Raw genomic sequence first — 18,174 nt, 5'->3', positions numbered from 1 at the left:
TTAGTGGGGTGGATGAGTCGCGCCTTCACAAAAGATTAAAGACGCAGGATCTCAACCTATGACCGTAAAAATCACGGTACTAAAAGAACAGGACGAAGGCGGTGAACGTCGCGTCGCCCTGATCCCGCAGGTTGTCGAGCGCCTTAGCAGCCTCGGCGTCTCTTTCGCGATGGAAAACGGGGCCGGTGTCGCCTCTTCCTATCCGGATGAAACCTATAAAGACGTAACCCTTTCAACAGACCGGAAGGCTCTCCTCGGCGATGCAGACATTGTCCTCGCCGTTCAGCCTCCCACCATTGAAACCGTTCAGGCCATGAAGCCCGGCGCCATTCTGGTGTCCTTTATTTACGGCCGAAACCACCCTGATCTGGTCAAAGCCCTTCGGGACCAGAAAGTAACCTGCTTTGCAATGGAGCTGGTGCCCCGCATTTCCCGCGCACAGGCCATGGACGCCCTGTCCAGTCAGGCCACCCTCGCAGGCTATTACGCCGTTCTGCTCGGGTCCGTGCACATGACTAAGATCCTTCCCATGATGACCACGGCCGTCGGCTCCCTGCGGGCCGCACAGGTGCTGGTCATGGGACTTGGCGTCGCTGGCCTTCAGGCTCTTGCCACGGCCAAGCGCCTTGGTGCGGTCACGGAAGGTTATGACGTCCGCCCGGAAACACGCGAAGAAGCGCAGTCTCTCGGCGCCAAATTCGTCGATACCGGCGTGGATGGCACCGGCAAAGGCGGTTATGCCCGCGAACTGACAGACGAAGAAAAACAGACGGTTCGCAAGGTCATCAGCGACCACATCGCACGGGCTGACCTGATCGTCACGACAGCAGCCGTCCCCGGCAAAAAGGCTCCTCGCCTGATTGATGCCGAGCAGATCAAGGCTATGAAGCCCGGCTCCGTCATCATCGACCTCGGTGCAGAAGGTGGTGGCAACTGTGAAGGCACACAGGCTGGCCAGACCGTACAGGTCGGCCCGACCATGATCGTCGGCCCGGTCAATGTTCCGTCCATGCTCGCCCTTCAGGCCAGTGAACTTTACTCCAAAAACATCATGCATCTGCTCCAGCAGATCCTGACCAAGGACGGTCAGATCCAGCTGGATTTCACGGATGAAGTCATTTCCGGCACAGCCCTGACTCATGATGGCTACATCACGAACGAAGGCATCCGCACGGCCGTCGATCCGAATTCCCCGGCACCGCCCGCACCGCAACCCCCTGCCCCGGCTGCCGCCCCCGCCGCACCGGCACAGGCTTCAGGACAGGAGGCCGCACGATGATCACCGCAATGACCTTCATCATCGCGCTTTACATCTTCATGCTCGCGGCTTTCACGGGCTATGAGGTCATCAGCCGCGTACCCTCCATTCTGCACACACCGCTGATGTCCGGCTCGAACTTCGTGCACGGCATCGTGGTCGTGGGGGCGCTGACAGCCCTGTTCAACGCCTCATCCATCCTCGAACAGGTTGTTGGTTTCCTCGGCGTCATGATGGGTGCTGGCAACGTTGTCGGCGGTTACGTCGTGACAGACCGTATGCTGGCCATGTTCAAGCCCAGTGACAAAGCGGCTCCGCAGAAGGGAGCGCAGAAATGATCCTCCTCGAATATATCGTCGCTATCAGCGCCCTTATCGCCTCCGGCCTGCTGGTCTACGGCCTCAAGCGCATGTCCTCTCCCGTCACGGCCGTTTCCGGCATTGTGACGGCGGGTTGGGGTATGCTGTTCGTTACCGCAGCCAGCTTCCTCGGCATTTTCAGTGTTTCTGAAGCCGCAAAGCCGCATCTGGTCGTCAACGTCATTCTGGCCATCCTCGCCCTTGTCATCGGCGGTGGCTGGGCTGGCTGGAAAGGCCGCAGCGTTGCCATGACGGCCATGCCGCAGATGGTCGCCCTCTTCAACGGCATGGGTGGCGGTGCGGCCGCGGCTGTGTCCGTCATTGCCCTGACCGGCCCGAAAGAGACAGGCATCGTTCCGCTTCTCGTCACTGTCGCTGGTGGCCTGATCGGCAGCATGTCCCTGTCGGGTTCCATCATTGCCTGGGCCAAGCTCGATGGCCGGATGAACAAGCCGATCCGCTTCGGCGGCCAGCGTATCGTTAATGCTGCCGTCTTTATGCTCACCGTCCTGCTCGGCATCATGGCAGCCTTCCTGTACCATCAGGATGGCGGCGGTATCGCCACCCTGCTGTTCTTCATCGGCTCCCTGCTGGCTGGCATCTGCATGACGATCCCCATCGGCGGTGCTGACATGCCGGTCGTGATCTCGCTGTACAACGCCTTCACGGGTCTGGCTGTCGGTCTCGAAGGCTATGTCATGGCCGATCCGGCTCTGATGATCGCCGGTATGGTCGTGGGTTCCGCCGGTACACTGCTGACGGTCATGATGGCCAAGGGCATGAACCGTTCGATTGCCAACGTGCTGTTCAGCAACTTCGGTGAAGCCTCCGCTTCCACGGCAACAGGTCCCGAGAAAGAAGCCAAGTCCGTCGCTCCAAGCGATGCTGCCACGACGATGCGCTATGCTTCGTCTGTCATCATCGTGCCGGGTTACGGTCTGGCCGTCGCTCAGGCTCAGGGTAAGCTTTACGATTTCGTCAAGCAGCTTCAGGCCGCAGGCGTGGACGTCAAGTTCGCCATCCATCCGGTCGCCGGTCGTATGCCGGGCCATATGAACGTGCTGCTCGCCGAAGCCGGCGTCCCATACGACATGATCTATGACATGGAAGACATCAACGACAGCTTCGCTGACACGGATGTCGCCCTCATCATCGGCGCCAACGACGTGGTGAACCCATCCGCCCGGACGGACAAATCCTCCCCAATCTACGGCATGCCGATCCTGAATGCGGATCAGGCCCGTCAGGTCTTCGTCATCAAGCGTGGCATGGGCATGGGTTACTCCGCCGTTCAGAACCCGCTCTTCTTCCAGGACAACTGCGCCATGGTCTTCGGCGATGCGCAGGCCGTCCTCAGCAAGATGGTCGAAGCCGTAAAGGCTCTCGGCGCATCGTAAACCCTTCTCAAGGAGACACTCTCATGGCTGATACAATGCTAGCCGCCGTCGTCCGTGAGTTCGGGAAGCCTCTCTCTGTCGAGAGGCTTCCCATTCCCGAGATCCGGCCAAACCAGATCCTCGTGAAAGTCGATACCTGCGGCGTCTGCCACACCGACCTGCATGCCGCAGAGGGTGACTGGCCCGCAAAGCCGAACCCACCGTTCATTCCCGGCCATGAAGGCATCGGCCATATCGTGGCCGTTGGCAGTCAAGTCAGCCACGCCAAGATCGGCGACGTAGTCGGTGTACCCTGGCTCTATTCCGCCTGCGGGCACTGCGAACACTGCCTCGGCGGCTGGGAAACGCTGTGCAAAGAACAGGACGACACCGGTTACACGGTCAATGGGTGCTTCGCCGAATATGTCGTCGCAGATCCGAATTATGTCGCACATCTGCCCAGCAACATTGATGCCCTACAGGCTGCGCCCGTGCTTTGCGCTGGTCTGACCGTCTATAAGGGCCTGAAGATGACCGAGGCCCGCCCCGGTCAGTGGATGGCCATTTCGGGCGTCGGCGGCCTCGGTCAGATGGCCGTTCAATACGCGGTCGCCATGGGCATGAATGTCGTGGCTGTCGATATTGACGACGACAAGCTCGCCACAGCTACAAAGCTTGGCGCGGCTCTCACCGTCAATGCCAAGGATAAGGACCCGGCAGCCTTCATCCAACAGGAAGTTGGCGGTGCGCACGGTGCACTGGTTACGGCTGTGGGCCGCACGGCCTTCTCGCAGGCCATGGGTTATGCCCGTCGTGGCGGCACGATTGTTCTGAACGGCCTGCCACCCGGAGACTTCCCGGTTTCGATCTTTGATATGGTCATGAATGGCACGACCATTCGTGGCTCCATCGTAGGCACACGGCTGGACATGATCGAAGCCATGGATTTCTTCGCCCGTGGGAAAGTGAAATCCGTCGTCACAGCAGACAAGATCGAGAACATCAACACGATCTTCGACAACCTCAAGAACGGCCGCCTTCAGGGCCGCACGGTTCTGGATTTCCGGTCCTGAGACAGGACGCCTGAGACTTTAGAAAGCACACGCCATGTTTGCCATGCAGCTCCGCCAACACCACCAGCCTCTGGAATGGGTGGAGCTGCCAGACCCCGAACCCGGACCGGACGAAATCCGCATCCGCATCGGGGCCTGCGGCGTCTGCCGCACAGACCTGCATGTCGTGGACGGCGAACTCGCCAACCCCACTCTTCCCATCATTCCCGGACATGAAATCGTCGGGCGAATTGATAAACTCGGAAGCAATGTTACGAGCCTGAACGTTGGGGAACGGGTCGGCATCCCGTGGCTCGGCCATACCTGTGGGCATTGCTATTACTGCACGCACGGGATGGAAAATCTCTGCGACCATCCTCTTTTCACAGGCTTTACCCGCAATGGCGGCTACGCGACCATGACAGTCGCTGATGCAAAATATGCCTTTCCCATGGGTGACAAAGGGGAGGACAAGGATCTTGCTCCCCTGCTCTGCGCTGGCCTGATCGGCTGGCGCTGTCTCAGCAAAGCTGGAGACGGCAAAAAGATCGGCCTGTATGGCTTCGGAGCCGCCGCTCACATCATCATTCAGGTGCTCCGCTGGCAGGGACGCGAGGTTTATGCCTTCACATCCCCCGGAGACACAGAGAAGCAGACATTTGCCCGCTCCCTTGGCGCCGTTTGGGCAGGCGGTTCAGACGAACTCCCCCCCGAACCACTTGACGCAGTAATCCTGTTTGCGCCTGTCGGTGCTTTGGTTCCTGCCGGACTGAAAGCCGTCCGCAAGGGTGGAAAGGTCGTGTGTGGCGGCATCCACATGAGCCCGATCCCGTCCTTCTCATACGATACACTCTGGGAAGAACGTGAAATCGTCTCCGTTGCCAACCTGACCCGGCAGGACGGACTGGATTTTCTGAAACTGGCTCCTGAGATCGGCATCAAGGTAACGAATACGCCTTATGCCCTCAAAGATGCCAATCAGGCTCTGGATGACCTCCGCCACGGTCGTTTTGAGGGAGCCGCTGTTCTCATTCCATAAGCGGACATGATTGCTCTGCCCTCGCTCTTAACAACCCCACCGCCTAAGAAAGACATACTGTGTCACAATAAGGCGACAGGCACTTCATGCGTAAGACAGCTCTTCTCCTGATCGTCTTTCAATTCTGCGGGCATGCTCAAGCTGCGCCCTGGCAGACTTGCCTTCATGGAGCGGTCTCCGTTCCACTGGAGCACTATAATGCGCCCCCCTCCATGCTGGGCAGTATAGACGGGTTACCTGCCCTTTTTTTCCTTGCCCCACAGGCAAGCGATACTTTTGTTTTTGCCAATCACACTGTCACGTTTTCGGGCTCAGCTCCTGAAGATGCCGGATCAGAGACAGACGAAGCGACAGTATTCGTAAAAACGCTTTCAACCGTAAATATTGGTGCACTCACACTCAAAAATTATACTGCTTATGTGGTGGATTATTCAGTACCCAACACTATTACTCCGCCACTCCAGGTCGAATTAGGAGAGCACTTTCTCTCCCATATTTCCACCCTGATTGACCGCTCCTCTCGCAACGTCACGTTCTTTCGATACGACGATGAGAAATGTCCATCGATCGGAGATTTGCTCCCCGCGCCGACAACCAAACTGCACCTCTATCAAGACGGTTATCCACTCTCGAACACGGTTCTTGTTGAACTCAACGGCCATCCAGTTCGGATGAAAATCAACCTAAGCTCCAACCGAACCCTGATCCAGCAAGATACAGCCAGAGCAATAGGCATTGCGCCTGAGCCAAACACAGATGATCCAGTCCGCATCAATGCCAGCAATACAGTTGGTGGCTATCTTCATACGTTCGATACACTGAAAATCGGCCCGTTTCTGCTGTCTCACCCGAAGATCGTCATCGCTTCCACCATTGCCTATGACGAGTTAGGCACTGATGCTCTGAACCATTTCCATATCCTTCTGGACCCACCTCGTGCGGCCATCTGGTTCTCTCCCGCGTCAGACCCTTCTCTAACCAAAGAACCTCCGCTGCCGTGGACGCCCCTCCATATCCGGAAGTATCAGGCAACTGCTCATGATCAGGGCATCGCACCGAAAGATCCCGTTCATTCCGGGAATGATATGTTGAAGACAGCCGGGCCAGATCGATAATACTATTTCGAACAAGAAACATATCACCTGACCATAAGGGCTCGGCCGCCATGAGACGACTGTCCAAAACACTTCGAGCCGCCGTGCTCGCATCCGCGCTTGGCGCAGCATGCATCCCCAGCCACGGCCAGGCGCAAACTCTCCCGCCCCTGCAAAGTGTCTCCGTTTACGGTCAGCAGATCCGTTTCCTGGAAGCTGGTACGGGTCCGGACCTTGTGCTGGTCCATGGCCTCGGAAGCAGCGCCACAATGGACTGGGGGAAAGTCATCCCTGAACTGTCCCGGCATTATCATGTAATCGCCATGGATCAGCTCGGCTTTGGTGCTTCGGAAAAGCCGCTGATCGCCTACGGAATTCAGACATGGGTGGACATGCTGGATGGCTTCCTGAAAGCACGTCACATCACGCATTTCAAGCTCGCTGGAGAATCCCTCGGCGGCTGGATTGCGGGACTTTACACAATCGAAGCGGCACAGAATTCTTCCATGGCCATGCCCTTGCGCCTCATCCTGAGCGATGCCGCTGGCCACAAGTCCCTCATCGAGCACGGTCTTCCCCTGTTCGGGCCAGTTTCATTTTCTGGCATTCGCACGGGGCTAAGATGGCTGTTTTACAATAAAGCCCTCATTACAGATGAACTGGTTCAGGCAACATTCCAAACCCGACTGGCCGAAGGTGCGCAATACACGCAGGAGAGCTTCGCCAGAAACGCCAATGCGCCGGACACCTTTCTCGATGACAGCATGAAGGCCATTCATATTCCAACGCTCGTGATCTGGGGACAGAATGACCAGGTCATTCCACTGGCCGACGGCCACGATTTTGCTGCAAAAATTCCCGGCGCACATCTGACGGTCATTCCGCAATCCGGGCATGCCCCCAGCATTGAGCGACCCGAGGCTTTTCTTAAAGCCGTCGAGCCGTTCCTAGCAGCGAAGTAGTACCCGCCATCAGACCAGAGGGGCTGGAATCCCGTCCCTCTTGTCCTGCGCCTCAACATACATCCGCAATACAGCAGGGTATCGCGTGCGGGTTATTTTCTCCAGCATCGAAACTCCCCGCTCCACGTCTCCGGCTGAGATCGCATCATCCCAGTCCAGAGATAGCAGAACGATAATACTCTCGGGGCCTCGGGTCTCCGTCACAATCTCATTGATGCCGACAACACCGGGCAATTTCCGCGCTTCAGCGCGCACAAAGGCATCAATTTCCGGATTGCTCTCACCCACAAGAAGAGAGCGCGTCTCATTGGTCAGCAATGCTGCCACCACAACCAGAACGACACCAATCAGCAGAGATGCAATTCCGTCCAGAACGTGCAAACCTGTCACTACGGAAAGCACTGTAAACACCAGCGCAATCACCAGACTGACCAGCGCGGCCCCATCCTCAAACAGCACGACGAACAGGCCGGGATCGGCACTCCGGCGAATCATTCTCCACAATGAAACCCCCTCGCTACGTGGCAGGGATTTCACCGCAGCAATGAACCCATACCCTTCCATGCTGCCGGAAATTGCGAGAATGGCCACGTTCATCCACCATCCCGGAAAGACATGACCCAAGAGGTGCACCGGCTGCATTTCCGCCGGATGCATGACCTTCTCCCAGCCCTCATAAAGAGACGCGACGCCGCCACCTACGAACAGCGCGCCAGCTACAACCATCGTCCAGAAATACAGCTCACGATGGTAGCCCAGCGGATGCTCTTTTGTTGCCGGAGCCGCGGACCGCTTCATGCCCACCAACAACAGGATCTGGTTTCCGCAGTCCACAAAGGAATGAACCGTCTCAGCCAACATCGCAGCAGAGCCGGTTAGAAGGGCAGCCATACCTTTCACGCAGGCAATGCCGAAATTGACACCCAGCGCGATGAAAACGACTTTTGTTGAACCACCAGCAGACATGAAGCCCTCATTTCCGTAAGCAAAGGCCAGATTGGGGACCTCGGATAACCTAAGTCAAACTTTGCGGGCTTTCAGGGGTTCATGACCCCAACATAAAAAAGGCCGCCCACAAGGGACGGCCTTCTTCAAGCGACGATGCCTAGCCCGCTTCAGGCAGACAGACGTGCCTTCACAAGTGCACTGGCCTTGGCCGGGTCCAGATCGGCACCAAAACGCTCTTTCAGCGCTGCCATAACCTTGCCCATGTCCTTCATGCTTTCCGCACCTACAGCAGTGGCGGCTTCATCAATGGCAGACTTCAGAGTTGCCTCATTGAGTTCTGGCGGCAGGTAGGCCTTGATCGTCGCGATCTCACCTTCTTCCTTTTCCGCCAGTTCCGGACGGCCACCTTCACGATACATCGTTGCGGATTCAGTACGGGACTTGATCATGGAGCGCAGAGCAGAAATAATCTCTGCTTCCGTCACTTCCCCTGTCTTGGCGCGAGCAGCAACTTCAAGATCTTTCAGCTTCGCCGTGATACCACGGATCTGCGCCACCTTCTCAGACTGACCAGCCTTCATTGCTGTTTTGAGGTCATCCATGATCTGCGTGCGAAGCGACATGCGTCTTCTCCTGTTTGCGCGGGGCCTGAAAAGCCCCTGTTCAGTCAATGGCGGCAAAATCGCATAAAAGCCTCCCCCCAACAATGGAAAGCACAGCTCTTTCCAGCATCGTCACAAGGTGTAGGGAAGTTTTTTCCCATGCCATTCCACAGACACAAAAACTCATTGGGAAAAAACTTCCCATTTCCGGTTCGATCGCCTATCAGACGGGAAAATGAACGCGGAGCCAGGAACGGGCGACCATGGACATCGACAGAATCATTGAAAAAGCTGGCGGCGCGGAAGAAATCGCCGCGCTGGCTGGTGTCGGCCTTGAAGCCGTACGAAAGTGGCGTCAGTCGCGAACCGTGCCGACCAAGCACTGGCCCGCCCTACTGCGCGTTCCCGGAATCGAACTCCAGGACCTAACTTCCGCTGAAACCCCGCAAGAAAGAGAGACGGACGTGTCCAATTCCTGCCCTGCCGGCGCCAATGCCGCCCTTGTCCTTGCAGATGGCACGGTCCTGTGGGGCCGAGGCTTCGGCGCCCATACCGATGGCGCCGTCGGTGAACTCTGCTTCTCCACCGGCATGACCGGCTATCAGGAAACCCTGACAGACCCGTCTTTCGCTGGGCAGATCGTCACCTTCACCTTCCCGCATATTGGCAATGTCGGCACGAACACAGACGACAATGAAGCGCCAAAAATGGCTGCTCTTGGCGCCGTCGTGAAGGAAGACATCACCGCCCCGGCAAGCTGGCGCTCCACAGAGTCCCTCGATGGATGGCTGAAGCAGCACGGCCGCGCGGGCATCAGTGGCGTCGATACCCGTGCAGTTACACGCTCCCTGCGTGACAATGGCCCACAGACCGCCATTCTTTCCTTCCCGGCGAATGGTCGGATCGACACGGACAGCCTGCTAAACCGTGCGCGTCAGTGGCCTGGGCTCGAAGGCATGGATCTTGCCAAAGAGGTCACGCAGCCAAAGCGCGTCTGGACGGAAGGCGTGTGGGAAAGCACCCGCCCGGCCCGTACCGAGAACCGCCGCCGCGTGGTCGCCATGGACTACGGCGCCAAGGACAACATCCTGCGCTGCCTCGTGACCGCTGGTTGTGACGTCACGGTTCTGCCCGCGACCGCTACGGCTGAGGAAATTCTGGAACTGAAGCCCGAAGGCGTGTTCCTGTCCAATGGTCCAGGCGACCCGGCAGCGACCGGCACCTATGCCGTCCCGGCCATCAAGAGCGTTCTGGATGCCAACGTGCCAGTCTTCGGCATCTGCCTCGGCCATCAGCTTCTCGCACAGGCTCTGGGCGGCAAGACCTACAAGCTGGAGCGCGGCCATCGCGGCGCCAATCAGCCGGTCAAGGACGTCGAAACCGGCCGCGTGGAAATCACCAGCCAGAACCATGGCTTCGCAGTAGACGAAAAGTCCCTGCCCGCCGATGTAAAGGTGACGCATGTGAGCCTGTTCGACGGCTCCAACGAAGGCATCGCGTCCACCACGAAGGACGCCTTCTCCGTCCAGTACCACCCCGAGGCGAGCCCCGGCCCGTCCGACAGTTTCTATCTTTTCGAGCGTTTCGTCGCGGTCATGGACCGTCGCGCTAAAGCAGGAGCCTGAGCCATGCCAAAACGGACAGACATCTCGTCCATCCTGATCATCGGCGCTGGCCCGATCGTCATCGGACAGGCCTGCGAATTCGACTATTCCGGCGCACAGGCCTGCAAAGCCCTGCGTGAGGAAGGCTATCGCGTCATCCTCATCAACTCCAACCCAGCCACGATCATGACCGATCCTGGCCTGGCGGACGCGACCTATATCGAACCGATCACGCCGGAATTCGTCGAGCGCATCATCCTTAAGGAAAAGCCCGACGCCGTCCTGCCGACCATGGGTGGCCAGACAGCCCTGAACGCCGCCATGGCGCTCGACAAGTCCGGCTTCCTTAAGACGCACAATGTGGAACTGATCGGCGCAGACGCAGAGGTCATCGACCGTGCGGAAGATCGCCAGAAGTTCCGCGAGGCCATGGACGAGATCGGGATCGAAAGCCCGCGCAGCACCATCGCCCATACACTGGAAGAAGCCCGTGCAGCTCTGGGTGACGTCGGCCTCCCCGCCATTATTCGCCCGTCCTTCACCATGGGCGGCGCGGGTGGCGGCATCGCGTATAATCGCGAAGAGTTCGACCAGATCGTTGCAGGCGGCCTTGATGCCTCTCCCACAACGGAAGTGCTCATCGAAGAGTCTGTTCTGGGCTGGAAAGAGTACGAGATGGAAGTCGTCCGCGACACCGCGGATAACTGTATCATCATCTGCTCCATTGAAAACATCGACCCGATGGGCGTGCACACCGGTGACTCCATCACCGTCGCCCCGGCCCTGACGCTGACCGATAAGGAATATCAGCGCATGCGGGACGCCTCGATCGCGTGCCTACGCAAGATCGGCGTCGAGACTGGTGGCTCCAACGTGCAGTTCGGCGTTAATCCTGCCGATGGCCGTCTGGTCGTCATCGAAATGAACCCGCGCGTTTCCCGCTCGTCTGCCCTCGCCTCCAAGGCCACCGGCTTCCCGATCGCCAAGATCGCCGCCAAGCTGGCCGTTGGTTACACGCTGGACGAACTCAAGAACGACATCACCAAGACGACCCCGGCCTCCTTCGAGCCGACGATCGACTACGTTGTCGCTAAGATCCCCCGCTTCACGTTCGAGAAGTTCCCAGGCTCCCCGGCCCTGCTTTCCACGTCCATGAAGTCGGTCGGCGAGGCCATGTCCGTGGGCCGCTCCTTTGCCGAAGCGATCCAGAAGGGCTTTCGCTCCATGGAGACGGGCCTGATGGGTCTGGACCCGGTTGAAGCACCCGGCGATGGTTCGAAAGACGCCTATCTGGCTGCTCTTGCAGAACCACGCCCGGACCGCATTCTGATGGCCACGCAAGCCTTGCGCGCGGGCCTGACGGTCGAAGAGATCCAACAGGCCTGCAAGTTCGAGCCTTGGTTCCTGCGCCAGCTTGAAGACATCGTGTCTTCTGAGCAGGACGTGGAAAAGAACGGCCTGCCAAAAGACGCCTACGGCATGCGCCGCCTGAAAGCCCAAGGCTTCTCTGACGCCCAGCTTGCCCGCCTGTCAGGCCAGACCATTCCGGACGTCGCAGCGCAGCGCGAAGCTCTTGAAGTCGTGCCCGTCTATCGCCGCATCGATACCTGTGCCGCAGAGTTCGCTTCTGACACTCCGTATCTTTATTCCACCTATGAAGGCGGATATGGCACGCCGGAATGCGAAAGCTGCCCGACTAACCGCGACAAGATCATCATTCTGGGTGGCGGACCGAACCGGATTGGTCAGGGCATCGAGTTCGATTACTGCTGCGTTCATGCCGCTTACGCCCTGCGTGAAGCCGGTTTTGAAACAGTCATGGTCAACTGCAACCCGGAAACCGTTTCCACCGATTACGACACGTCCGACCGTCTGTACTTCGAACCTCTCACTGCGGAAGACGTCATTGCCCTGATCCGCACGGAAGCGAAGGGCGGCAAGGTTCTGGGCTGCATCGTTCAGTACGGTGGCCAGACGCCTCTCAAGCTGTCCCGTGCACTTGAAGAGGCAGGTATCCCGCTGCTCGGCACCCCGGCTGACGCTATTGATCGCGCGGAAGACCGTGAACGTTTCCAGACCATGCTACGCAAGCTGGGTCTTCGCCAGCCACGTAACGGCATTGCCCGCAATCCGGCAGAAGCCGAGAAAGTGGCCGAAGAGGTCGGATATCCGGTCGTTGCCCGTCCGTCCTACGTTCTGGGCGGCCGTGCGATGGAAATCGTCTATGATAACGCGGGCCTGAAGCATTACCTGAATACGGTTCTGCGCGCCGCCGGCCCCGAAGTTTCTACCGGTCCGGTCCTGCTCGATCATTACCTGAACGATGCCATCGAAGCCGATGTGGACTGCATTTCGGACGGCGAAAACGTCTATGTCGCCGGCGTCATGGAACACATTGAGGAAGCTGGTATCCATTCCGGTGACTCTGCCTGCTCCCTACCGCCCTACACGCTGTCTCCGGCACTGGTGACAGAACTTCGCGCACAGACGGAAGCCATGGCTCGTGAGCTTGGCATCCGCGGCCTGATGAACGTGCAGTACGCCATCAAGGACCAGGAAGTTTTCGTCCTTGAAGTGAACCCGCGCGCGTCTCGCACGGTGCCGTTTGTTGCCAAGGCAACAGGCGTTCCGGTTGCCAAGATCGGCGCTCGTGTGATGGCTGGCGCACGCCTGTCCGAGTTCCGTCTGGATGGCGGGGCGGTCTCCCCGCACGTTGCGGTCAAGGAAGCCGTCTTCCCGTTCCATCGCTTTGCAAACGCAGACACGATCCTCGGTCCGGAAATGCGCTCCACGGGTGAAGTCATGGGGCTGGATTCCAGCTTCGAGCGTGCCTTTGCGAAGTCTCAGCTCGCTGCCGGCGTAAAACTGCCACTGGCTGGAACGGTCTTCCTGTCCGTCCGTGACAGCGACAAGGGACATGTTCAGCCGCTAGCCCGCAAACTGGTTGAAATGGGGTTCACCGTTCTTGCAACCAGCGGAACAGCTTCACGCCTGGAAGCGGCTAACATTCCGGTCAAGCGCGTGAACAAGGTCATGCAGGGCCGTCCGAACTGCGTGGATGCCATCCGCTCGGGTGACGTTCAAATGGTCATCAACACCTCACAGGGCGGCCAGGCCGCACGTGACAGCTACGATATCCGTCGTGGCGCTCTGACCATGGGCATCCCGCACTACACCACGATTGCCGGTGCCCGTGCGGCAACCTACGCCATCGCGGTTCTTAAGGAAGGCGACCTCGGCGTCGCTCCGCTTCAGTCCTACTTCAAGGGCGAGTTCTAAGCCCTTCCAGCAAAGAAGCCCGTCAGAGCAATCTGGCGGGCTTCTTTGTATTCAATCGTTGGAATAGCGCAGCAGATCTCCCGGCTGACACTCCAGCACATGGCAGAGCGCCTCAAGCGTGGAAAACCGGATTGCCTTTGCCTTACCAGTCTTGAGAATTGAAAGATTGGCGAGAGTCAGGCCAACCTTCTCTGACAGCTCCGTAAGAGACATACCGCGCTCTTTCAGCAGTGCATCCAGACTGACCTGAACCGGCATTAAATGACCTCATCCATTTCGGACTGAAGCTGGGTTCCTAAATCAAAAAGCCACACGACAGCAAATAGGATGATCGCTTCAGGCACGTCTGACAGGAACTCAAAAAAGTATCCAAACCAATTCGCAAAACTCAACTCTGGCAAATTACAAACGTCATGGATGTAATTCGTTAAAGGAATAAGAAAATCATAAACAAACCCGAGAAATAAAATTTTATATGCTCTTTTCACATTCTCTTTTGTAAAAATTTTTCCCTGCATCAAGCTCACTAAAATTTCAGACAAAATTCTGAATATTACTTCCAAACAGGAGTAAACTATTACCACTTCGGCAATAAGTATAAAACTCCAGCATATATCTTCTTTTGTGTACCCAAGAGAGTTTTCCAAAGGGAAATGATCAAAAATTACAATAAAAATGATACCAAACGTAATCAGCCCGAAAAAGCCAATGGGAAGCCAAAGGAGCAGACGGAACAGCTTGAGCAGGGTCAATGCATATTCGATTTTTCTCTCTGTCCTGCCCTTACGCGCACCTGCAATCATTCCTACCCACCCTGACAATGAATTTATCGTTTTTCAATAATATGTTTCATTTCGTTTCGCTAGGGAATTTATTGCTTTTCGATAAACAAAAACGCGCCACCTTGCATAAACCCCCCTAAAATCCTATGTTGTCAGGCTGTTCATTCAATTTCAGTCACGCTTTTCCGAGGATTTCAGAGTGCAGAAGATCCCCATGACCGCAAAGGGACTGCAGCGTCTTGAAGACGAACTGCGTACCCTCAAGAGCGTTGACCGCCCTGCAGTCATTCGTGCCATCGCAGAAGCCCGCGAACATGGCGACCTTTCCGAAAACGCCGAATATCACGCCGCCCGAGACCGTCAGTCTTTCATCGAAGGTCGCGTACTTGAGCTGGAAAGCATTGTTTCCTCGGCAGAAGTTATTGATCCTTCGACCTTAACCGGCACGAAAGTACGTTTCGGCGCGCATATCGAAGTCGTTGACGAAGAGACGGACAAGGAAAACGCCTATCAGATCGTTGGCGTTCATGAAGCCGACATCAAGCAGGGCCTGATTTCAATCTCGTCCCCTTTGGCGAAGGCGCTGATTGGCAAAGATGTGGGCGACACCATCTCCGTTCCTGCTCCCGGCGGTGACCGCAGCTACGAGATCCTGAAAGTCACATACCGCTAATGTCTGACGTCCTGACGTCCGTCGCCACTGTTGTGACCCTCCTGGACATTGAAAACGCTCAGAAGCGTATTGCGTCCACGGTAGTTCGCACGCCGACGATTGCCTGCCCGGCCCTTTCCCGCCTGACAGGTGCCGAAATTACGCTCAAGCTTGAAAATCTTCAGGCTATCGGCTCGTTCAAGGAACGGGGAGCCGCCAACAAAATGGCGCTCCTGACGCCCGAGGAACGCGCCCGCGGTGTTATTACAGTCTCGGCAGGCAATCACGCACAGGGTGTGGCGCGTCAGGCCAGCCTCCTTGGCATTGATGCCACGATCGTCATGCCCCGCTTTACGCCAGCAACCAAAGTTGCAGCGACGCAGGCATGGGGAGCAAATGTTGTCCTCGCAGGCGACGATTTTGCTTCTGCATGCGTAACGGCGGAAGAAATTCAGAATAAAGAAGGCCGGGTCCTCGTCCATCCGTTCAATGACCCTGCCGTCATTGCGGGTCAGGGGACTGCTGCACTCGAACTTCTCGAAGATGCACCCGATATTGATACGGTCGTCGTCCCTGTCGGCGGCGGCGGCCTGATCGGTGGTTTTGCAACCGTCATGGCTGCACTTCGCCCAGATGTGGAAATCATTGGCGTGCAGGTCGAGGCTTATGCCTCTCTAGCCGCATTTCCGACGGAAGGTGGCGCCACTCTCGGTGGCTCGACAATTGCTGAAGGCATTGCCGTGACGCAGTTGGGCGATCATTGCCTCAGAGCATTTCGTCACCGGATTTCCAAAATTCTCGTAGTTAACGAGCTTCAGGTCGAAAGCGCCATCACGACGCTGGCGGAAAAAGCCAAGCAGGTCTGCGAAGGCGCTGGCGCGACGGGTCTGGCTGCTGTTCTGGCCAACCCTGAGATGTTCAAGGGCCGCAAGGTTGCCCTTCCCTTGTCGGGTGGCAACATCAATGCCCGTATTCTGGCCAATACAATCCTTCGCTCCCTCCTCCGGGACGGAAGAATTCTTCGCCTGATCTTCCAGATTCCCGACCGCCCCGGAATGCTGGCTGACATTTCCGCGCGTATTGGCAACTACGGTGGAAACATCATCGAGGTGTCCCATCATCGCCTTTTTGCCTCGCCGTCAGTTCAGACAGCCGAGCTGGTTGTGATGATCGAAGCCCGTGACACTCAGCACGCCACACAGATCGAAACGGATCTTGCCCGTCATTACATCGTTCGACGGGACTGAAACTGCACGCATTGTGTTCGACCTGGTCTTCCAGCGTCGAACACAATGCAACTGCAACCTAATTTCCGAAATTCAGACGCCTTCTACAATCACCACGTTGTAAGAAGCGGCCTTCCAGCGATGCTTCGCGACCGTTTGATAGGCTGGGCTGTCATACCAGGCCCGGGCAGCAGCAATATCCGGAAATTCGACAATAACGACACCATCTGGCTCGATACCTTCAAGCTTTTCCTGCTTTCCGTAGGCAGAAAGAATTTTGGCCGGATGCCCCTTGAAGGTCTCGCCAACACCATTTGAATAAGCCTCAAATTCGGCTGGGTCGGTCAATTTGTCACGAATGAAAATAGCGTAAGCGGTCATGGTACTTCATCTCCTGAACGGGGGTGATGCATAACCGGCCATAAAACGGCGGGATGTTCAGCACACAAGCGCGTGTGCTGAACATTTGAACCCGTTTAGCGCGTCCCGAAAAGACGATCGCCAGCGTCGCCCAGACCCGGGACGATGTATCCGTGTTCATCAAGCTTCTGGTCAACACAACACGTTACGATCTGCACATCGGGATGCAGCTTCGTCATGTAATCAATACCTTCCGGTGCCGCGAGCAGGCAGGCGAAAACTGGTGAAATCGCGCCCGCTTCCTTGACGCGCGCAACAGCTGCCGCGGCGGAATGCCCCGTGGCGAGCATCGGGTCCAGAACAATACATGTCCGCCCCGGAACGTCGCTTGGCATATTGAAATAATATTCGCTGACTTCCAGCGTTTCATGGTCGCGGCGCAGACCAATATGTCCCACACGCGCAGACGGAACCAGATCCAGCATTCCATCCAGAAGGCCGTTTCCTGCACGCAGAATGGAGACGAAGCAGAGCTTCTTGCCGTCCAGTTCCTCACCTTCCATTGGCCCGCTCGGGGCTTCGATATGGCGAGACGCCAGAGAAAGCCCGCGCGTCGCTTCATAGGCCAGAAGCAGACTGAGTTCACGGGTCAGCCGACGAAAGCCTGCTGTAGATGTATTCTTATCACGCAGACGGGTCAGCTTGTGGCGCACCAGCGGGTGGTCGAGAACGATAGGCGGCAGCGCCTGACTCATGCTTTTTCTCCTTCGGCCGGGCGAAAATCGAGTGCCAGACCGTTCATGCAATACCGTAACCCTGTAGGCGGTGGCCCATCAGGAAAAACATGCCCCAGATGCCCATGACAACCCGCACAGTGCACTTCCGTTCGAACCATTCCGTGGCTGACGTCCTGCGTCGTCCCGACACCGTTTTCCAAAGGCGCGAAAAAAGACGGCCAGCCACTTCCGCTTTCGTATTTCGTAGCGGATGAAAAAAGTTCACGCCCGCATCCTGCGCAGGCATAAATTCCAGCCCGCTTTTCATCATTCAGCGGGCTGGAACCGGGATATTCGGTGCCATGCTCGAGCAGGATACGGCGCTGTTCCGGCGTAAGGCCGACGCCACACCCCCCGCCATTGGTTCCCGAAACGGGACCGCAGCTTTGGGTCATGGTCAATCTCCAGAAAATCTGAGGTTTTCAGTCTTGGATATATGGAAGCCGCACGCCGCTTTGTCACGCATATCTGAGTGCAAGATATGAAACTTCCTGCCTCACCAGCCGTTTATGTTCGGCAACCCTGTTTCAGGAGGTAATGTCATGAGCTCCATTGAAGACAAGATCAAAGGCGCCACCAACAAGGTCGTCGGCAAGATCAAGGAAGAAGTTGGTCGCGTCACCGACGATGAAAAGCTTGAAGGTGAAGGCGTTGTCCAAAATCTAAAGGGACAGGCCCAGACCGCCAAGGGTGATGTCAAGGACGCCGTCAAAGGCGGCATCGACAAGATCTGACGCTCACGCGACTGTCATGTCACCTGCAACGCCCGCCATCTGGCGGGCGTTCGCATTTTGGAGGAGAGGTG

19 protein-coding genes are annotated in these 18,174 nt (G+C 57.2%); 12 read left to right on the top strand and 7 right to left on the bottom strand.

The features are described from left to right. Positions 1 to 58: 58 nt before the first annotated feature. The 7 genes from ABDK75_RS04450 (at position 59) to ABDK75_RS04420 (ending at position 7,140) form a co-directional block, all read left to right on the top strand. The gene (locus tag ABDK75_RS04450; RefSeq protein WP_317215558.1) at positions 59 to 1,279 is read left to right on the top strand and encodes an NAD(P) transhydrogenase subunit alpha; all 1,221 of its coding nucleotides are present in this window, start codon (positions 59 to 61) and stop codon (positions 1,277 to 1,279) included. Then, positions 1,276 to 1,596, top strand: coding sequence for an NAD(P) transhydrogenase subunit alpha (locus ABDK75_RS04445; RefSeq protein ID WP_202207682.1), 321 nt, complete (start codon positions 1,276 to 1,278; stop codon positions 1,594 to 1,596). The genes ABDK75_RS04450 and ABDK75_RS04445 overlap by 4 nt, the downstream gene beginning before the upstream one ends. Continuing rightward, a complete protein-coding gene (locus ABDK75_RS04440; protein ID WP_346005077.1) occupies positions 1,593 to 3,014 on the top strand; it encodes an NAD(P)(+) transhydrogenase (Re/Si-specific) subunit beta in 1,422 nt (473 codons plus the stop codon). The genes ABDK75_RS04445 and ABDK75_RS04440 overlap by 4 nt, the downstream gene beginning before the upstream one ends. A 23-nt stretch (positions 3,015 to 3,037) precedes the next feature. Next, positions 3,038 to 4,066 (top strand): alcohol dehydrogenase AdhP, encoded by a 1,029-nt coding sequence (gene adhP / locus ABDK75_RS04435; protein WP_339407225.1) that lies wholly within the window; start codon positions 3,038 to 3,040, stop codon positions 4,064 to 4,066. Positions 4,067 to 4,100: 34 nt separating this feature from the next. Continuing rightward, entirely contained in the window at positions 4,101 to 5,084 is a 984-nt protein-coding gene (locus ABDK75_RS04430; RefSeq protein ID WP_346005076.1) for a zinc-dependent alcohol dehydrogenase family protein, read from the top strand. 86 nt (positions 5,085 to 5,170) lie between these two features. Next, complete coding sequence (locus ABDK75_RS04425; RefSeq protein ID WP_346005075.1) at positions 5,171 to 6,199, top strand: retropepsin-like aspartic protease; 1,029 nt, start codon at positions 5,171 to 5,173, stop codon at positions 6,197 to 6,199. A gap of 50 nt (positions 6,200 to 6,249) precedes the next feature. Beyond that, entirely contained in the window at positions 6,250 to 7,140 is an 891-nt protein-coding gene (locus ABDK75_RS04420; protein WP_346005074.1) for an alpha/beta hydrolase, read from the top strand. Positions 7,141 to 7,149: 9 nt separating this feature from the next. Here the strand turns inward: ABDK75_RS04420 and ABDK75_RS04415 are convergent, their stop codons facing one another. Both ABDK75_RS04415 and ABDK75_RS04410 read right to left on the bottom strand, forming a co-directional pair. Beyond that, positions 7,150 to 8,106, bottom strand: coding sequence for a cation diffusion facilitator family transporter (locus ABDK75_RS04415; protein ID WP_346005073.1), 957 nt, complete (start codon positions 8,104 to 8,106; stop codon positions 7,150 to 7,152). 149 nt (positions 8,107 to 8,255) lie between these two features. Next, positions 8,256 to 8,711 (bottom strand): GatB/YqeY domain-containing protein, encoded by a 456-nt coding sequence (locus ABDK75_RS04410; RefSeq protein ID WP_346005072.1) that lies wholly within the window; start codon positions 8,709 to 8,711, stop codon positions 8,256 to 8,258. A gap of 242 nt (positions 8,712 to 8,953) precedes the next feature. Between ABDK75_RS04410 and carA the strand changes: the two genes are divergently transcribed. Beyond that, the gene (carA, locus tag ABDK75_RS04405; RefSeq protein WP_346005071.1) at positions 8,954 to 10,315 is read left to right on the top strand and encodes a glutamine-hydrolyzing carbamoyl-phosphate synthase small subunit; all 1,362 of its coding nucleotides are present in this window, start codon (positions 8,954 to 8,956) and stop codon (positions 10,313 to 10,315) included. A 3-nt stretch (positions 10,316 to 10,318) separates the two neighbouring features. Then, on the top strand, positions 10,319 to 13,573 hold the full coding sequence (carB, locus tag ABDK75_RS04400; RefSeq protein WP_346005070.1) for a carbamoyl-phosphate synthase large subunit: 3,255 nt from the start codon (positions 10,319 to 10,321) through the stop codon (positions 13,571 to 13,573). A 51-nt stretch (positions 13,574 to 13,624) separates the two neighbouring features. Here carB and ABDK75_RS04395 read toward each other — a convergent pair whose 3' ends face one another. Together ABDK75_RS04395 and ABDK75_RS04390 are read right to left on the bottom strand one after the other, a co-directional pair. Then, positions 13,625 to 13,831: a helix-turn-helix transcriptional regulator gene (locus tag ABDK75_RS04395; protein ID WP_046901223.1), complete on the bottom strand. Its 207-nt coding sequence runs from the start codon at positions 13,829 to 13,831 to the stop codon at positions 13,625 to 13,627. Continuing rightward, entirely contained in the window at positions 13,831 to 14,376 is a 546-nt protein-coding gene (locus ABDK75_RS04390) for a hypothetical protein (RefSeq protein ID WP_346005069.1), read from the bottom strand. The genes ABDK75_RS04395 and ABDK75_RS04390 overlap by 1 nt, the downstream gene beginning before the upstream one ends. A gap of 178 nt (positions 14,377 to 14,554) precedes the next feature. On the opposite strand from ABDK75_RS04390, the gene greA reads away from it, so the two are divergent. Both greA and ABDK75_RS04380 read left to right on the top strand, forming a co-directional pair. Beyond that, on the top strand, positions 14,555 to 15,028 hold the full coding sequence (gene greA, locus ABDK75_RS04385) for a transcription elongation factor GreA (protein ID WP_086632975.1): 474 nt from the start codon (positions 14,555 to 14,557) through the stop codon (positions 15,026 to 15,028). After that, complete coding sequence (locus ABDK75_RS04380; protein ID WP_346005068.1) at positions 15,028 to 16,254, top strand: threonine ammonia-lyase; 1,227 nt, start codon at positions 15,028 to 15,030, stop codon at positions 16,252 to 16,254. The genes greA and ABDK75_RS04380 overlap by 1 nt, the downstream gene beginning before the upstream one ends. Positions 16,255 to 16,326: 72 nt before the next feature. On the opposite strand, the gene ABDK75_RS04375 is transcribed toward ABDK75_RS04380, so the two are convergent. The 3 genes from ABDK75_RS04375 to msrB form a co-directional block, all read right to left on the bottom strand. Then, the gene (locus ABDK75_RS04375) at positions 16,327 to 16,614 is read right to left on the bottom strand and encodes a DUF1330 domain-containing protein (RefSeq protein WP_346005067.1); all 288 of its coding nucleotides are present in this window, start codon (positions 16,612 to 16,614) and stop codon (positions 16,327 to 16,329) included. A 95-nt stretch (positions 16,615 to 16,709) separates the two neighbouring features. Next, positions 16,710 to 17,348, bottom strand: coding sequence for a uracil phosphoribosyltransferase (upp, locus tag ABDK75_RS04370; protein WP_064275018.1), 639 nt, complete (start codon positions 17,346 to 17,348; stop codon positions 16,710 to 16,712). Continuing rightward, positions 17,345 to 17,764, bottom strand: a complete 420-nt coding sequence (msrB, locus tag ABDK75_RS04365; protein ID WP_086632972.1) for a peptide-methionine (R)-S-oxide reductase MsrB — start codon at positions 17,762 to 17,764, stop codon at positions 17,345 to 17,347. Before msrB ends, upp begins: the two co-directional genes overlap by 4 nt. 147 nt (positions 17,765 to 17,911) lie before the next feature. On the opposite strand from msrB, the gene ABDK75_RS04360 reads away from it, so the two are divergent. Further along, a complete protein-coding gene (locus ABDK75_RS04360) occupies positions 17,912 to 18,103 on the top strand; it encodes a CsbD family protein (RefSeq protein ID WP_046901216.1) in 192 nt (63 codons plus the stop codon). Positions 18,104 to 18,174: the final 71 nt, after the last annotated feature.

Origin of the sequence: Gluconobacter sp. OJA (genome assembly GCF_039638325.1) — a bacterium.
GTDB lineage: Bacteria > Pseudomonadota > Alphaproteobacteria > Acetobacterales > Acetobacteraceae > Gluconobacter > Gluconobacter cerinus.
The sequence above is the reverse complement of the archived record's forward strand: the minus strand, read 5'-3'. Positions and strand labels throughout refer to the sequence as shown.

What these genes read in the sequence shown, in the direction of transcription:
- ABDK75_RS04450 (WP_317215558.1), top strand. Translation starts at nt 59, where the DNA reads ATGACCGTAAAAATCACGGTACTAAAAGAACAGGACGAAGGCGGTGAA.
- ABDK75_RS04445 (WP_202207682.1), top strand. Translation starts at nt 1,276, where the DNA reads ATGATCACCGCAATGACCTTCATCATCGCGCTTTACATCTTCATGCTC.
- ABDK75_RS04440 (WP_346005077.1), top strand. Translation starts at nt 1,593, where the DNA reads ATGATCCTCCTCGAATATATCGTCGCTATCAGCGCCCTTATCGCCTCC.
- adhP (WP_339407225.1), top strand. Translation starts at nt 3,038, where the DNA reads ATGGCTGATACAATGCTAGCCGCCGTCGTCCGTGAGTTCGGGAAGCCT.
- ABDK75_RS04430 (WP_346005076.1), top strand. Translation starts at nt 4,101, where the DNA reads ATGTTTGCCATGCAGCTCCGCCAACACCACCAGCCTCTGGAATGGGTG.
- ABDK75_RS04425 (WP_346005075.1), top strand. Translation starts at nt 5,171, where the DNA reads ATGCGTAAGACAGCTCTTCTCCTGATCGTCTTTCAATTCTGCGGGCAT.
- ABDK75_RS04420 (WP_346005074.1), top strand. Translation starts at nt 6,250, where the DNA reads ATGAGACGACTGTCCAAAACACTTCGAGCCGCCGTGCTCGCATCCGCG.
- ABDK75_RS04415 (WP_346005073.1), bottom strand. Translation starts at nt 8,106, where the DNA reads ATGTCTGCTGGTGGTTCAACAAAAGTCGTTTTCATCGCGCTGGGTGTC.
- ABDK75_RS04410 (WP_346005072.1), bottom strand. Translation starts at nt 8,711, where the DNA reads ATGTCGCTTCGCACGCAGATCATGGATGACCTCAAAACAGCAATGAAG.
- carA (WP_346005071.1), top strand. Translation starts at nt 8,954, where the DNA reads ATGGACATCGACAGAATCATTGAAAAAGCTGGCGGCGCGGAAGAAATC.
- carB (WP_346005070.1), top strand. Translation starts at nt 10,319, where the DNA reads ATGCCAAAACGGACAGACATCTCGTCCATCCTGATCATCGGCGCTGGC.
- ABDK75_RS04395 (WP_046901223.1), bottom strand. Translation starts at nt 13,831, where the DNA reads ATGCCGGTTCAGGTCAGTCTGGATGCACTGCTGAAAGAGCGCGGTATG.
- ABDK75_RS04390 (WP_346005069.1), bottom strand. Translation starts at nt 14,376, where the DNA reads ATGATTGCAGGTGCGCGTAAGGGCAGGACAGAGAGAAAAATCGAATAT.
- ABDK75_RS04380 (WP_346005068.1), top strand. Translation starts at nt 15,028, where the DNA reads ATGTCTGACGTCCTGACGTCCGTCGCCACTGTTGTGACCCTCCTGGAC.
- ABDK75_RS04375 (WP_346005067.1), bottom strand. Translation starts at nt 16,614, where the DNA reads ATGACCGCTTACGCTATTTTCATTCGTGACAAATTGACCGACCCAGCC.
- upp (WP_064275018.1), bottom strand. Translation starts at nt 17,348, where the DNA reads ATGAGTCAGGCGCTGCCGCCTATCGTTCTCGACCACCCGCTGGTGCGC.
- msrB (WP_086632972.1), bottom strand. Translation starts at nt 17,764, where the DNA reads ATGACCCAAAGCTGCGGTCCCGTTTCGGGAACCAATGGCGGGGGGTGT.
- ABDK75_RS04360 (WP_046901216.1), top strand. Translation starts at nt 17,912, where the DNA reads ATGAGCTCCATTGAAGACAAGATCAAAGGCGCCACCAACAAGGTCGTC.